This window comes from Acidipila sp. EB88, from assembly GCF_003858395.1.
In the GTDB taxonomy this organism is placed as follows: Bacteria; Acidobacteriota; Terriglobia; order Terriglobales; family Acidobacteriaceae; genus EB88.
Map to the genome: position 1 here is coordinate 64,363 of NZ_QWEV01000001.1, position 15,470 is coordinate 79,832.

At 56.3% G+C, this 15,470-nt stretch carries 13 protein-coding genes and 1 pseudogene; 10 read left to right on the forward strand and 4 right to left on the reverse strand.

The features are described 5' to 3' along the window. Positions 1-24 precede the first annotated feature (24 nt). A complete protein-coding gene (locus D1Y84_RS00315) occupies positions 25-738 on the forward strand; it encodes a Crp/Fnr family transcriptional regulator (RefSeq protein WP_233580882.1) in 714 nt (237 codons plus the stop codon). A gap of 135 nt (positions 739-873) precedes the next feature. Here the strand turns inward: D1Y84_RS00315 and D1Y84_RS00320 are convergent, their stop codons facing one another. Together D1Y84_RS00320 and D1Y84_RS00325 are read right to left on the reverse strand one after the other, a co-directional pair. After that, positions 874-1,254, reverse strand: a complete 381-nt coding sequence (locus D1Y84_RS00320) for an HNH endonuclease signature motif containing protein (protein WP_124846748.1) — start codon at positions 1,252-1,254, stop codon at positions 874-876. 56 nt (positions 1,255-1,310) lie between these two features. After that, positions 1,311-1,934 (reverse strand): recombinase family protein, encoded by a 624-nt coding sequence (locus D1Y84_RS00325; RefSeq protein ID WP_124846749.1) that lies wholly within the window; start codon positions 1,932-1,934, stop codon positions 1,311-1,313. A 198-nt stretch (positions 1,935-2,132) separates the two neighbouring features. Between D1Y84_RS00325 and D1Y84_RS00330 the strand changes: the two genes are divergently transcribed. The 9 genes and pseudogenes from D1Y84_RS00330 to D1Y84_RS00370 all read left to right on the forward strand — a co-directional run bounded on the left by D1Y84_RS00330 (position 2,133) and on the right by D1Y84_RS00370 (position 12,259). Continuing rightward, the gene (locus D1Y84_RS00330) at positions 2,133-3,968 is read left to right on the forward strand and encodes a DUF262 domain-containing protein (RefSeq protein ID WP_124846750.1); all 1,836 of its coding nucleotides are present in this window, start codon (positions 2,133-2,135) and stop codon (positions 3,966-3,968) included. Positions 3,969-4,921: 953 nt separating this feature from the next. After that, positions 4,922-5,206: a hypothetical protein gene (locus tag D1Y84_RS00340; RefSeq protein WP_124846752.1), complete on the forward strand. Its 285-nt coding sequence runs from the start codon at positions 4,922-4,924 to the stop codon at positions 5,204-5,206. Between the two features lie 558 nt (positions 5,207-5,764). Beyond that, positions 5,765-6,493 (forward strand): type IV secretion system DNA-binding domain-containing protein, encoded by a 729-nt coding sequence (locus tag D1Y84_RS18585; protein ID WP_255424323.1) that lies wholly within the window; start codon positions 5,765-5,767, stop codon positions 6,491-6,493. After that, positions 6,421-6,864, forward strand: a pseudogene (locus tag D1Y84_RS18590) (type IV secretory system conjugative DNA transfer family protein); the annotation flags it as partial. The gene D1Y84_RS18585 and the pseudogene D1Y84_RS18590, both read left to right, overlap by 73 nt. Positions 6,865-7,248: 384 nt before the next feature. Further along, a complete protein-coding gene (locus tag D1Y84_RS18245) occupies positions 7,249-7,554 on the forward strand; it encodes a type II toxin-antitoxin system RelB/DinJ family antitoxin (protein ID WP_233580895.1) in 306 nt (101 codons plus the stop codon). Further along, positions 7,551-7,853 carry a type II toxin-antitoxin system RelE/ParE family toxin gene (locus D1Y84_RS00360; protein ID WP_124846756.1) on the forward strand — a complete coding sequence of 101 codons (303 nt, stop codon included), beginning with the start codon at positions 7,551-7,553 and terminating at the stop codon, positions 7,851-7,853. Before D1Y84_RS18245 ends, D1Y84_RS00360 begins: the two co-directional genes overlap by 4 nt. A 30-nt stretch (positions 7,854-7,883) precedes the next feature. After that, positions 7,884-9,755: a MobF family relaxase gene (gene mobF / locus D1Y84_RS00365; RefSeq protein ID WP_233580886.1), complete on the forward strand. Its 1,872-nt coding sequence runs from the start codon at positions 7,884-7,886 to the stop codon at positions 9,753-9,755. 33 nt (positions 9,756-9,788) lie between these two features. Beyond that, positions 9,789-10,676, forward strand: coding sequence for a hypothetical protein (locus D1Y84_RS18250; protein WP_233580887.1), 888 nt, complete (start codon positions 9,789-9,791; stop codon positions 10,674-10,676). A gap of 521 nt (positions 10,677-11,197) precedes the next feature. After that, on the forward strand, positions 11,198-12,259 hold the full coding sequence (locus D1Y84_RS00370) for a hypothetical protein (protein WP_124846757.1): 1,062 nt from the start codon (positions 11,198-11,200) through the stop codon (positions 12,257-12,259). A 591-nt stretch (positions 12,260-12,850) separates the two neighbouring features. Here the strand turns inward: D1Y84_RS00370 and D1Y84_RS00375 are convergent. Then, positions 12,851-14,668: a DUF4209 domain-containing protein gene (locus D1Y84_RS00375; RefSeq protein ID WP_124846758.1), complete on the reverse strand. Its 1,818-nt coding sequence runs from the start codon at positions 14,666-14,668 to the stop codon at positions 12,851-12,853. A 480-nt stretch (positions 14,669-15,148) separates the two neighbouring features. Beyond that, positions 15,149-15,301, reverse strand: coding sequence for a hypothetical protein (locus D1Y84_RS18255; RefSeq protein ID WP_255424319.1), 153 nt, complete (start codon positions 15,299-15,301; stop codon positions 15,149-15,151). Positions 15,302-15,470 lie beyond the last annotated feature (169 nt).

The following is a 15,470-nucleotide window of genomic DNA, read 5'->3' on the forward strand; positions in this document are numbered from 1 at the left end:
GCAATGGCTCAGGAGGGCCGCATTGTGAATACCCGTTTCGAAAACCGCCTCTTGCAAGCCTTGGATGAAGACTCCTTGCAGCGGCTCGACCCGCAACCGGTCTCCTTCGAGCTGATGCGCGACCTCGAAGTCATGGGCGGCCCGATTCGCTACGTTTACTTCATCGAGGAAGGCCTGGCCTCGATCACCACCACGTTCGACAATGGCTCCCAGGTGGAAGTTGGCATGGTCGGCTATGAAGGAGCCGTCGGCTTCAGCGCCATGATGGGCACCAAGCAGTCTCTCAACCGCGTATACACGCAGATTCCAGGGCGCGGCTATCGCGTACCACTTCGGACCGCAAAAGAAGAGTTCAACCGCTCTCCGCATTTCAAGACCGTGGTGCTCTGCTACGTACAAACCCAGCTCATCTATGCCATGCAGACCGCCGGCTGCAATGCCAAGCACAGCATTCAGGAGCGCTTGGCCCGCTGGCTTCTGGCATGCAAAGATTGCGTAAAGAGCACTCGGTTCTGCATCACGCAAAGCTTCCTCGCTGACATGCTTGGTACTGGGCGCCCCGCCATTACTCACGCCGCGGACCGTCTCAAGCAGGACAACCTGATCACCTACAGGCGCGGCATGGTTGAGATCCTCGACATCGCCGGCCTTGAAGCCCGGTCATGCGAATGCTATGCCATCGTCCAGAATCATCTGAATAACTTCCTGGAATACGACTCCGGCCAGGCTCACGCCTGATCAAGCCGCACTTGCATGTAGAGCTTAAGCGTGCGTAGGCTCTCGCTCCTACTCTCACCATCGGCCGGTTCAACCATGCTTACCGTTAGCAGAGCGCACCGCAAGGTGGGCTCTGCGCGTGAAACTGCTGCAGCACTAGCGAGTTGGTTTCATTACATCTTCGAAGAGAGGAACCAGCTTCGCCGCAGGCTTCTTTGAGCTGAAATCTAGCTGCTTTTGTTCGTGGCCTTCAGGATGCTGCTCACGCCATAGTTGCAATAGGAGCGGCGGCATAACCGAAAGAACCGCCTTTGTACGGTGGATCTTGGCGTGGCAACTAGGACAAAGAGAGAGCATCAGGTTCATGACCGACTTGCCGGGTACCCGGTGGTGAACGATGATCGACCGCTTGTCGCGACCGGAGGCATCACACACGCGGCATCGGTAGCCGTCACGTTCTAAAACAGCTTCACGCAACCCACCGAAATACTCCTCATCCTGCCGCTTCAGCGTGTAGCAGGTTGAGCACAGGCCCAAGGCCAGGACCTTCGGATTCCCACACGGACAATGCATGACCCTTTGAACGAGGCGTGTCACTTCCCCGCCCTTTCAGCTTTTGCCTTTGCCCGTCCGATGTAGCGGTAAACCGTCGTCCGATCTAACTTGAACTCACGCGCCAGAGCGGCTTTGCTTTCTCCCTCGCCCAGGCGACGGGTCAGCTCAGCCGCCCGATCCGGTGTCAGCAGACGCTTGCGGCCTTTGTAGACCCCATCCCGCTTCGCAAGCTCGATTCCTTCTCGCTGGCGTTCCCGGCTCCACGCCACTTCGAACTCCGCGAACGAGCCCATCATATGAAGGAGCAGCGTTGCCATCGGCGAGTCGTCGCCGGTCAGTGTCAGGTTTTCTTTGATGAAGCGGACGCCGATCTTGCGCGAAGTCAGTTCCCCAACCGTCTTTCGGAGATCCACAAGATTGCGGCCGAGGCGATCCATCGAGTGACAAACAACTGTGTCGCCTTCCCGAACGAACTTCATCAGGGCTTCGAGTTGCGGGCGTTGAATGTTCTTGCCCGAGGCTTTATCCAGGAACACGCGATCCAGTGTCAGCCCTTCGAGCTGCCGACTCTCGTTCTGTTCAAAGCTGCTCACCCGCACGTACCCCACCGTCTGTCCCTTCGAGGGGTGATGTGTCGCAATAGGCTTTACTACCTTCGGCATTCACTGTAGCATAAGCCAGAAAACAACCCTATGCCACGGTATTTTCGTGCAGACCTGCAACGTGGCGATACGGTATACCCGAACGAACGACGCTACATCGTTTAAAGCTTCGTGAGCACAAGTACCCCCACTAACATTGTGAGCAAGCCGGACAGATGAGCGGCCTCGCATGCCGAAAGCCTGAATTTGAAAGAGTCTATGAGCCAGGAAGATCACAAGATTGATGCAAAAGATCGAGCCGTATTTGACGTTCTCAATGAGCGCAAATACACAGTGGACTACTTCCAGCGCGAATACAGCTGGGAGCAGAAGCATATCGAGCAGCTGGTAACGGATCTCACGTCCAGCTTTCTGGAAGCGTACACCCCCGGCGACAAACGTCATGCCGTGGAGCACTACAACGTCTACTACCTCGGTCCATTCGTTGTCAGCAGCAAGAATGGCACGAAAAGCATCATCGACGGGCAACAGCGCCTTACGTCACTCACGCTATTCTTGATCTTTCTAAACAATCTGCAGAAGGAACTTGGGACAACGGAATCCATTGAGCCTCTAATTTTCTCTGAGAAGTTCGGAAAGAAATCATTCAACATCCAGGTCGAAGAGCGTAAAGAATGCCTCGAAAAGCTCTTTTATGAGGGTGCATACACGGTCAAGGATGAGGATGATGCCTCTACTGTCAACATGACTGTTAGGTACGCCGATATAGGCGAAGCCTTCCCAGAGGAGCTCAAGGGAAAGCCATTCGCTTACTTCCTCGACTGGCTGAAGTACAACGTCATCTTGGTGGAGATCACCGCTTACTCTGACGACAACGCTTATAAGATCTTCGAATCGATGAACGATCGCGGTTTGAATCTCACATCAACCGAGATGCTGAAGGGTTACATTCTTTCCCGCTTCACTGAGGCCACAGACCGGGACAAGGCCAATCGTTTCTGGAAGACCTCAGTACAACGGCTACAGCAATACAACAAGGACGAAGATCAGAGCTTCTTTCAGGCTTGGTTCAGGAGCCAGTACGCAGACACAATACGCCAAAGCAAGGCTGGCTCTTCAAACGAAGACTTCGAGAAGATCGGAACACGTTTTCACAGCTGGTTCCGTGACAACCTCGCAAAGGCGGTTCTCCACCCTGACTCGCCGGACGATTTCACTCGAATCCTCCATGTTGAGATGAAGTTCTATCTGGATGCTTATTGCTCGATACTCGATGCACAGAAAGAAGAGAAAGAGGGCTGGGAGAACGTCTTCTACCACTCTCGTTGGGGGATCGCCGACTCACTGGCTCATTCGCTAATGCTTGCTCCTCTCAGGAGTACTGATTCGATTGAAACGGTCAAACAGAAGGTTAATGCCGTGGCACTCTATCTGGAGACTTTCGCTGTGCGGCGCTCGATTAACTTCCGCAAATTCGGCGCAAGCTCCATTCGCTACACCATGTACTCGCTCGTCAAAGAGATTCGCGGCAAGACCTTGTCATCATTGCGGTCTACGCTTACAGCCAAATTGAGAGAGATGCCCGAGAAGTGGGATGGTTTCTCAGACTTTCGACTGCACGGGATGAACCGTGCGTTCGTCAAGTTTCTACTCTCCCGGATCACGGGATTCATTGAGCAACAGGCGGGATCATCAAGCAACTTCTCAACCTTCTACGTTAGCCCTGGAAAGAAGCCTTACGAAATTGAGCATGTGTGGGCAGACAAGTTCAGCGTATATAAGAACGAGTTTGACCAGAGGCACGAGTTCGACGCTTTCCGGAATAGGTTAGGCGGCTTGCTCCTCCTTCCGCAAGGGACTAATCAGTCCTACGGAGCTTTGCCATATCCAGAAAAGCTAGAGCATTACCTGAAAGAGAACCTGCTGGTGAAGTCACTCCATCCAGCTGCGTACAAAAAGAACCCCAACTTTTTGTCGATGATGGGCACTCTGGACCTCAAGTTCAAAGCACACAAAGTATTTAACAAAGCAGACATAGATGAACGTCAAGAGCTAATGAAAAGCATCTGCCAACTTATTTGGGATACGAATTAGGACGTAATGCAACGGTCTCCCAAAAGGCACCTACGCTCGCGTCTCATAACGGCGTCCAGTGACAACACGGCGCCAGAAGCCGCAAAGCAAAGGAAAAAGGAAGCCGCGCGAAGGAGTGTAGATTGCATCCTTGGAACGCGCTTCGAAGACGAGCAAAGCGAGAGCACCCAAGGTACGGCCGAGGATGCAGAGGTTGTTGACTCTCCCGCGAAGCACGCACGCAGGCAGCATGATCAGCCATCGTCCGAAAGAAAGCATGCATGGCCAGGGCTCTTTCCTAGCCGTTTCTTTGTGGTCCGCAAAGAGAGGATCACGCGCCAGCAGGCGCGCAGGGCCTGTCTCCTGCCCTGCACCGACCCTCGCTTCCCTCCGTTCGCATGCGCCACGTGCTGGGCCGTTCTGATCATTTGCTTTGTGAAGGTCGGTGCACGTCACACCGGCTCGGTCCAGCCTTGATGGCGAACTAGGCGGCAGCGCGTAAGGTCTTCTTCGCAGCCTTCTTCTGAGCAGCCCAACGTTTACGCTGCGCTTCTGCAATGCGCGCTCGTCCTTCCTCACTCATCGTGCTCTTCTTGCGTGCAGGCTGCGTGCCAACCTTCTTCGCGACACCCTTGCTCTGGGTCGTTCCGGCTGCCTTCCGTGCTGTTGAAGCAAGCGCCTTGCGGGCTTCTTTGAGAGCTGCTATCGCCTGGTCGATCGTAGAAAGTAGATTTGTCTTTGCCATAGGGGCTTAGAGTAACCCATGCCGAGCAGCTGGACGTGCATAGGCCTTACGCACTCTGGGCCTTTAACAACCACGGAACGGAATTCTAAGCAGAACGAGGAGCTTGTTCGATGTCGTTGTTGCGCATCCCCCGTCTCTTGAGTCTTCAAGTTTGGACCTCCAGTCCAGGCTTTCGAAAGCGCAGAAAACTGTCGCGACCAGGCTTCCGCCGGCAGAAGTAAGGGCGGTCGTGGCGGCGGCCGAGGCTGCCGGCCATAGCTGCGCGGAGTGGATCCGCGAGGCGGTGTTGCTCCACCTGAAGCGGCCTGCGCGGAAGAAAACAGCGACTCCGGACCCGACCATTCTGGCCGAGTTGATGGGCCTGCGGTCTATCGTGCAGAACCTAATCGCCGCTGCCTCCGACCTTCCCCAGGAGACCGTCCAGCAGATTGCCAAGCATGCGGACTCGATCAAAGAGGGCAAAGCCGAGGAGATCCTGAAGCGGCTTGAGCATGCTCACCCGGAGGCGAAGTAGGTGCCCCAACCACTCAACTTCGGACGACGGGACGTGGTTCTTCCATTTTTGGTTTTCGTGTTTCCCCTTGGCTGTTTCCTCTCCTACATGGCCTGGTTCTGGTTTCTGCTCTTGCCCCTGCAGCAGCAATACCTGCCGACCTATATGACGATGGCGGTGCCGGGAAGCCGACCGATGCCCGTGTGGTGGATCTGGAAGACAGGACCTAGGCGGAAACCCGTACTTGCCGACGAGGAGGATGTTGTTTTTGCTCCCGCAGTCAGGTGGAACCACTTATCGCTCGCCCTCTCTCCGGAAGCCGAGGCGAAGGGCTGGACCGGGCTGCTCCGCGCCCAGCAAGTCGGCAAATTGCGGGGAGAGAAAGCCTTTCTCCGAGATGGGATCTATGGGGGCGCAAGTGTCTCGCAGCTCCTGGTGACCCCGTCGTGTGGCCTGGCTCTGATCGTGCTGCTCTACCTCGTACTCAGTGGTCGCTCCGGGAGGCAGGCGCAACATGAGCAGAGGCATGGACAACGAACCAAAGGGCCGGAGTTGACCTCACCCTTGGCGTGGAACCGGATGACTAAAGCAGATGGGATCCGGTTCCGGCTGGCGGGGAAGCTCGGACTGCCGGGAGGAAGTTTTCGGATCCCAAAAGCACTCGAGTCGAGCCACATTCTGCTGATGGGAGATACCGGCAGTGGCAAGTCGAATGCCATCCGGCAGATTCTCCGCCAGGTCCAGCAGCGAGGCGAGTCCGCGATCGTGTACGACCCAGCCTGCGAATTTGTGCAGGAGTTCTATCGTCCCGAGCGCGGAGACTACATCCTCAATCCGCTCGATGAGCGCTGTCCTTTTTGGGACCTCAGCGGAGATCGAGACGGCTACGGCGTCGAGGATGCGATTGCCGCCGCCATGCTCCCGGAGAAGCCGTTTGATAATGGTTTCTTTACCGACGCACCGCGCCGCGTCCTCGCTGCTCTGCTCCGGAGACGCAGCTCGGTGCAGGACCTGCTTGCCTGGATGTCGGATCCGGAGGAAATCGAGCGCCGCCTCGCTGGCTCACCCCAGGCGGCGTACCTTGACCGAAAGGCCGGTCCGCAACGCGCCGGCGTTTTGTCCAGCCTGAACATGATCGCCGACAGTCTTGATCTGCTCCCACGGAGGAGAACGATCGGGCTTGGTTCACGACAAGTAAATGGAAGTACGAGCGAACGCGCTGGGTCTTCCTCACTTCGAAGCCAGCGTTGCGCGAGCGAATTCTACCGCTCCATGCCGCGTGGCTGGACCTCCTCATCCTGCGCATGATGGAGCCGTGCGTAAACGAGGCGAAGCCGGTGTGGTTCGTCCTCGATGAGCTGGCCAGTCTCAACAGGTTGCCGCAGCTCCACATGGCTTTGACCGAAGGCCGTAAGTACTGGAACCCGGTTGTGCTTGGTTTTCAGGGTCGAAGTCAGCTTGAAAAACGCTACGGCTAGGATGCCGAGACGATGCTCTCACAAGCCGCGACCAAGGTCTTCTTCAAGACCTCAGAACCGCGCGCGGCGAAGTGGATCTCGGAGACGTTGGGGGAGATCGAAGTCGAGCGGCTGAAGGAATCCCGCACGGCAAAACTCCTGAGCGGTCATAGCAGCTACACAATGGAGATCGCCACCAAGCCCCTCGTCATGGCATCCGAGATCGCGGGGCTTGCACCCTCAAGCGGGTACATCAAGCAGGAGAACCGCGTGATGCCGGTAAAGTTTGCTTATGTGCCGAAGCGGAGTCTTCAGCCAGTATTTGTGGAGCGGAAGACGATGGTTACGGAACCGAGATACTTGTCTGAACCCGTTGCGGGCGACGTGAAAATCCAGCTTTCCGAACCGAAAGAGGCAATCCCTGTAGAAACGCTCGCTGCTCCGCAGCCGGCGATGGCTACGGTCCTGGCCGAGCCGAACATCTTCCGCTCATCCAGCCCGAGCCGCGCAAATCAGCATTTAAGAAGAAAAAGAGCACGGCGCGTGACTGGAAGCCGGTGGATTGAGCTGTCATTCATCTGCATTACAATGGATCAGGAGAATTCTATGCCTGCGAATGCTCTTGTGCAGACCCGCATTGATTCCAGCGTCAAAGCCAAAGCGGCTGCCATCCTCGAAGAACTGGGAATGACCGTGTCAGACGCCGTACGCATCCTGTTGACGCGCACCGCCAATGAAGGTGCGCTTCCGTTCCCGCTTGCCGCAAACGCAGCCGCGCACGATGTATGGTTCCGAGCCAAGGTGCAGGAAGCCATCGACGATCCTCGTCCCGCAGTCGCGCACGATAAGGTGAAGGCCCGCTTCGCGAAACGCCGAGCCGCCGCACTGAAGAAGGCTAAAAGCAGCCAGTGAGGATCGAGTGGAGCCTCTTTGCGATGACCGACCGCGAAGCGATCTTCGACTACATCGAGGCGGACAGTCCACGAGCCGCTGTTATGGTGGATGACCGGATTGAAACGCAGGTGGAAGGCCTGATGCAGATGCCCGAGATGGGACGTGAAGGCCGTGTCGCCGGGACGCGCGAGTTGGTCATATCGCGGACTCCGTATATCGCTGCTTATTGCGTAGAGGGCAACATCGTCCGAATCCTGCGTGTTCTTCATGGCGCCCAACAGTGGCCAGAGGAAATGAGCGAAGACTCGAAGCGATAAATCCGCCTTACCATTCTGTGGAGTCAATTCATGCTGACGATCTCCAAACCACTCTCGGGTGGCCAGGCCCGGGCGTACCATGCCCGCGAGTTCGCGGCCAAGGAAGCGAACTACTGGAGCCGTGAGCAGCAGGGCCATAGCGAATGGCAGGGCAAACTCGCCCAGGAGTGGGGATTACAGGGAGCAGTTGGGGCGGAGCAGTTCGCCCACCTCACTGAAGGCCAGCACCCGCAGACACACGAGCAGATGGTGCGGCATCAGCCGGCCAAGACCTATGAGAACCAGTTCGGCAGGGAGGTGACTTCGGTTGAACACCGGGCTGGATGGGACGCTACGTTTTCCGCGCCGAAATCTGTTTCTCTCACCGCCCTGGTTGGTGGCGATCAGCGCGTCCGGGAAGCACACCGCGAGAGTGTTCGCGTCGCTTTGAGCGAGCTGGAGCGATACACCCAGGCACGGCTTGGCAATGTGAACGCGCCCGAGCGCACGGGCAAGTTCGCCGCTGCGACCTTCGAGCACGACACTGCGCGGCCGGTCGACAGCTATGCCGCGCCGCAGCTCCACACTCACGCTGTCATTTTCAACGTCACCGAGCGCGAGAACGGCCAGACGCGATCGCTCGACGCACGCAGTCTGTTTGGTTCGCAGCAGTTCGCAACCTCTGTCTACAGGACCGAGCTCGCCAGGCGGCTGCGGGATTTGGGGTATGAGATCGAGCGCGGCAAGTATGGCCAGCCTGAGATCAAGGGGTACAGCCAGGAGTACCTCGAGGCATCGAGCCCGCGCCGCGGGCAGATCAAGTCGCACCTGGAGGAGATCGGGCGCGAAGGGGCAGGAGCGGCACAGGTCGCGGCGCACAGAACGCGCGATTCCAAGGAGATCCAGTCCCCGGCAGAAGTGTTGCATCGGCACTGGGATCTCGCCGCACAGCATGGCCATCAGGCGGACTGGGTCGTCTCGAAGGCGCTTGCACACACGCATCGGCAGGAGGTGGACTCTCCCAAGATGGCGCAGCAAGCCATCACCTACGCCCGCGAACACGCCTTCGAGCGTGCGGCGGTGCAGGATGAGCGAGCGATCCTTCAGGCGGCACTGGATCGGAGCATGGGACAGGCGAGTGTCGCCCAGGTCCGACAAGAGTTCGAGCGACGGGTACAAGGTGAGTTCCGCACGGTCGAGCATGGACCGAAGTCTGCGGCCCAGCAGTACACGACCATTGCCATGGACCGGATGGAACGTGAGATCGTCAGCCGCATGCAGAGCGGGAATGCCCCTGGGCAGGGTCAGGCTTTAGCAGAACAGAGAGTTCGGACCGAGGTTCTCAGCCAACATCCGCGGTTGAATGCCTCGCAGCAGAAGGCGGCCGAGCAGATCCTTGCGAGCCAGGAAAAGATCGTTGGGCTCGATGGCGTGGCTCGAGCAGGCAAGACCACCACGCTTGCCGTGATCCGTGAAGGAGCCGAGGTCAACGGCTACCGGGTAGAGGGGTTTGCGCCGACCAGCCGCGCGGCGCAGAAGTTGGCAGAGGCCGGAATGGAGACCTCGACCCTGCAGCTTCACCTTGCCAAGGGGCAGAAGGCTGACACCGGGGAGAAGCGGCTCTATGTACTTGACGAGAGCTCGCTCGCTTCGACCAGGCAGATGCATGACCTGCTGATGCGCCTACAACCGAAGGATCGTGTTCTCTTGGTTGGCGATACGCGGCAACACGAGGCTGTCGAAGCCGGCAGACCATTTGCGCAGCTGCAGGAAGCTGGCATGCGCACCGCCAGGCTGGACGAGATTGTGCGCCAGCGCGACCCCGAGCTGAAGCGTGCAGTTGAGCAGCTTGCCCAAGGCCAGGTAGTGGATTCTATACATGGCCTGGAGCGGCAGGGCAGCGTGCATGAGGTATGCGATTAGGCTGAGCGCATCGCGGCCATTGCCAAGGAGTATGTGCGTCAGCCCGAGAACACCCTGGTCGTTTCGCCTGACAATCGCTCCCGCGGCGAAATAAACGCACGTATCCGCGCCGAGCTGCAGACAGAGGGTGTGGTCGGCAGGGAAGAGCGGCGCACAGACACGCTTGTGCCCCGGCAGGATCTCACCGGAGCAGACCGAACCTGGGCTGCGCGGTACCAGTTCAATGATGTGCTGCTCTACTCCCGGAGCTCAAAAGAGACCGGCATCCAGAAAGGCGAGTATTCCCGCGTAAAGAGCGTCGACGCCGCTGCGAACCAGATCACCGTCGTGCGGGCTGATGGAAGGAACGTGACCTACGACCCGCGCCGCCAGCAAGGTGTTTCCCTGTACCGCGACCAGCAGAAGGCGTTCTCGGTAGGCGACCGTATCCAGTTCACGGCACCGGCAAACGATCTCAAGATCGCGAATCGTGAGCTCGGTACGATTGAGGGTATCGGCCAGGATGGCCGGTTCGCTCTAAAGATGGACACCGGACAGCGCCTCACCCTCGACCCGCGCGAGCATCCGCATCTCGATCACGGTTATGCCGTGACGAGTCACTCTGGACAAGGGCAGACTGCTGATCGTGTTTGCATCCACATCGACACAGAGCTTGCTGCTAGGGATCTGCTCAACAACCGCATGGCGTATGTCTCTGTCTCACGCGGAGCGCATGATGCGCAGATTTTCACGAGCGACCGCCAGCAGCTTCCCCAGTCGCTTAAACGTGATGTGTCGCACGTGAGTGCGCATGTGCCCGAGCTGCGGCAGCCCGAAAGAGCGCCCGCACAAGACACATCGCATAGTCGAGGAATGGAAGTAGGGGTAGGTCTGCAATCTGCCCAGCTTTACTTCAAACAATTTCGGTTGCATGGTACTTGATAGACATGGAAGTGCCAAGAAGCCCAACGTACATGCTGCCGCCCGCAAGCAAGCCGACGTGGAGACAGCAAGGCTCTTCTGCAGAACATGATCCATTGCCTCTGGTCACAATCCCGGGGTGGGAGACGGACATGACGGATGCGCGACATTTGACTACATGCGCAAGCGCTAGCAGCATAAAAACAGTCTTATTAATGCGTTACTACCAATAAGGATAAGTCTGTATCGGAATCTCGGAAATCGTATCGGACACAGGGAAACGCATCAGCCGGTTTCCCGGCCGAGGTTACTTCCCACAAGCCGACTTGTCGTTACTGATCGATTTCTAACCCGCAATCTGTAGCTTTTCTGATTTCATGCCCGAAGGTCGAAGCCAGAAAGAGCTTTCATCGCAGGATGGGTATTGAATCCGCGTCGGCATCGCCCCTACAAATGAATTCTCTTGCTGCTTTTGATCACTTCTGAAATTCTTATCAGCACAACGACCACGGGCCTGAATCAGATATTTTTCAGGAGAACCTATGCAACTGCGCTTTAACGTAATGGCCGCGGCACTATCTCTCCTCTCTTCCCAATATATCAACGCTCAGGTCTCTACTGGCTGCGAAGCCCTTCTCGCGCAAGGGGTATACGACGGCATTCAGCAGACAGCTGCTAATAGCTCAGCTTCTTCCTATCACTCCGCTCTGTGTACCGGAACAGTGCAGCAATCCTCTGGCGGAGGTTCTGCTGGTGGAGGTGCGTCAATTGTCATTCCTGGCCTGAATATTCCGCTAGGTCTCAATTTCAACGACGCTCAGAACTTCCAAAACTCCTACAAGTCTTCGTTCTGTCACGGTCTTGACACGCATGATTTGAGCGACCAGAATCTCACGTTTCTCTCGAGCGTGGCCTCGCCTGTATTGGTCCAAGGCTACAACGCTTGCGTTGCATCAAGGCGCCAGGGGATACAAAGCAGCATCCTGACCGCACCCGATAATAAGTCCATCTCTTTTGAGGTCTGGTTCACGCCTACCATACACCCGAACGACTCGGCCATTACAGGCAAGATTTCCATCAACCCTGCAAGCAACGCGACGTGCGACAACGGGGTGCCGCAGAATACCCGTTTGGGCCTCAGTCACCAGACCATGGTGTGCACTCGCGTAGGCAATGAAGGCGTGACAATCATTTTGCCAACAAGTCAAGGTGACCTACGGGCATCATTACCTCCTGCACCTCCGCCTCCAAGTGCGACACAGGTAATAATGGGTGCCCTGCCGAAGGGCATTATTCTTCCGTGGTCTGATGCGTCAGTATCTATTCCAAACGGTTGGCATATTTGTGATGGAACAAACAACACCCCGGATCTCCGTGATCGTGTCTTCCTCCAAGGATCAGCTATTCCTGACGTTGGAAAGATTGACGGTAAAGACGACGGGTGGAGTTTTGGCATAACAGGAATGACCGGCAAGGCAGGCAACTCAAATAGTGATGGCTGGCGCATAGATAATAAGGGCCGTGGCGGTTCCCCCGGACGCGACTGGCACCGATCACACGCATCAGGTGACTGGAGCGACAGAGGCCGCGACTATCAACCTTAAGCATTACAACGTCATCTGGATCATGAAGATCGTCTAATCGACAGTCACTCTTTTTGCTTAGTCCTTATGCCCGTGGATGCGCGAGGTGATCAGCTTTAGGAGTTGCTATAAATTCCTTAGCTCCGGTTAAGGGGTTTTGCCCCGCTTGCATCAGGCCAGTGCGACGCTCCTGGTCGGGACAGCCCCGAACTGCTGTTCATCAAAGTCGGCAGAGGTCGAATCTTCGATCGATCGTCGGTGAGGGACCGAGGCCACCGCAGAAGAAACAACGCACATGCACAACAACAAGCCCTTTTTGTCGTTTTCCTGCGTCTTGTCTTTCTGTCGTACTTGACCCATGTCGGTTGGATGTTACGCGCAAAATTCCGCATGAAGTATCCTAAAAGCCTGTGCTTACCCCAGCTGCAGTTTTGATAGCCATTAAATACGTAAAGCTCGATTAGTAACGAGAAGCGCCGCTCACGCCAGTTGCCCGTTCTGCCTCACTTCGCTAGCGTACGATTTTCGAAGTTTGGTGTAGGGACCCCTAAACCTGCTGACGTCTCAGGTCGGTCAAGATTGCTGTATGGATAGCTGAGAGCTCTACGTCATCTACTCGCTTGGCTTTATTCGCAGGGACCCGATGACGAAGAAACTAAGGAACACCAAATTGGAGCTGGAGCGATTGAAAGCCTCCGGTCCAACCAGGCCATGCGCAACATTATTTCGTAAGTTGATCCCACGCCTATCGGTATAGAGGACCGTGAGGAATCGCCACATTGTTTCTCCGAGCACCTGCCTAACGCGCGCATCATTAAAGACATCTCCCATATTCTTAAGATCGGTGAGTCCCGGCTGCGTTCTCACTGTCTTCGTTACAGGTATTCCGATGCCTGCTGCCAAATTGCGAAGTGCTTCCTCCATCTGCGGTACGAGCACGTGAATGGCCTTCACCCAGTCTTCTCCGAGGTAGGCACCGAAACCTTCTCGGAGCAACTCTTTACGACAGTCGTTGAACAGCGGACATCTAAATAGAACGTCAATAATTTGGTCCGTAGTCGGGTTGTCTCTTAGCTTCAGTTCGGACAGGGTGTGATTCAGTAGGGGAAGCAAAATGCCTATGTATTGAGCCGTTTGACTCTGCAGACGCCCTTCTAGGTCTTCATCGACTGACCCGATCTGTGCTGTTGTCTGTCCACTCGGCCCAATCACCTGATGAGTAATCCTCGCGAGCAGAGGGGCTGTCTCAGACAAATGCTGCACAGTTTCCCGAACCTGCGCTGCCTTGGGGGCGAATTCATGGGCGATAAGGTACAACTTCGTACTGAGGTCGTCCCCTGCCAAGAGCCGGTCCACAGACTTCAGAAAGTGGTCTCTATCAAACGGAACTTCTACCTTAACGTGTTTGAGGTCGTCACCAAGCGTTCGTCCCTTTTCAGCGGCGACGAGCGAAAGCCTCTCCGCCTCCCCTTTTAATCCGGCTTGTTGGTATGCCTCTATCACAGGCTGCAGCCATGCAATTGCGAGTAAGGGCGCAGCATCCTTCGCCATCGTCTCGAAAGCATGCCCGTAAGCCAGCACCAGACGCTTTGTTTGCCCGGTGTCCTTATAGTGAGTGATCAAGCGCTGAGCTGCATACTGCGCAGCCCATGGATCAAACTCTTTCGATTCTGTCTGGCTTGTAGTGCGCGCAAGCATGAGTTCCAGATTCTTGATCAAGTCATCTTGCTGTGCGGGCGTCAGAAGCCCCTTCTGGCCGTAGAGGGAGTCAAAGGGGGCCAACCAGATGCCAGGCGCACCGGGTTTCCCGCTCCGCTCGCAAAAGTCGATTAGTTCAGACACAGCTTCGGTTTGCAGTTCCTTTGCATTGACTGTACGAGCTAGCGCCAATGCCCGCGTCAGTTGACGAACGCCTTCGATGTCGAGAGCGCGGCTTAAATCTGTGCTTGCATTCACTTCATCCGCGAATCCGCCTCGCCGAGCGTTCTCGATATAGGACTGTGCCGCGATCAAGGCGAATTCGTGCTGCCGCTTCTCTTTGGTGACGACTCGATCTAAATCCCAGACGCAGTCGGCATACCTAGCACGCATGATCGGGTTTTTAGTAATCTTCGCTCGTGCCTTCCAGTGAGCCACCGTCGCGCCATTGAGGTCCATAACGTTCGGCACTCTAAGGATGGATCCGTCTGCTTGGGTGAATTCCATCATCGGTGCGAAGTAGGTTCCCCACAAACTGTCCTCATCAGGCATTTCGCGGTACATGAAGGCTGAGTGCTCCGCAAGAAAGACAGCCCAAACCTCATCGTCAAGGTCACCATGATCTTTCCTGACGGCACTGAGCGCGTCGGCAACGGACACCTCCATGAAGGGATTTGTCCGAGATTCAAAGGACATCAAGACGGTGTGGATCCAATCTGGAATGTTCACCATTACTCCTAACGATCTGAAGATCCAAAGGTCGCGATTTCAGCAATCAAACTATTAATTCCTTCTCATCTCCAAAGAGTGGAACGAGCTTGGCCGCAGGCTTCTTCGAACTGAAGTCTAGCTGCTTCTGATCGTGGCCTCTGGGATGTTGCTCCCGCCATAGTTCCAAAAGGAGCGGCGGCATAGCCGAGAGCACCGCCTTGGTACGATGAACCTTGGCATGGCAGCTAGGACAAAGGGAAAGCATCAGGTTCAAGACTGACTTCCCAGGCACCCGGTGGTGAACGATGATGGAGCGTTTATCGCGACCGGAAGCGTCACAGCCGCGGCATCGGTAACCATCACGCTCCGGAACCGCTTCGCGCAAGCCCCAAAAATATTCCTCATCCTGCCGTTTCAGCGTGTAGCAGGTTGAGCACAATCCCAACGCCAGGACCTTCGGATTCCCGCAAGGACAATGCATCACCCTTTGAACAAGCCGCGTCACTTCCCCGCCCTTCCAGGTTCCGCCTGCGCACGTCCGATGTCGCGGTACACCGTTGTCCGATCCAACTTGAACTCACGAGGCAGAGCCGCCTTACTTTCGCCCTGTCCCAAGCGGCGAGTCAGCTCAGCAGCACGATCCGGCGTAAGCAAGCGCTTCCGGCCTTTATAGACGCCATCCCGCTTCGCCAGTTCAATTCCTCTCGCTGGCGTTACACCCTTTCGCTACGGGTGAGGCGGTCGTTCAAACTACGCTATGAAAGCTATAAAGCTATGGTGTGCCTCTTTGGTTATCGCTTTCGCGGCTACTCGGTGGTACATC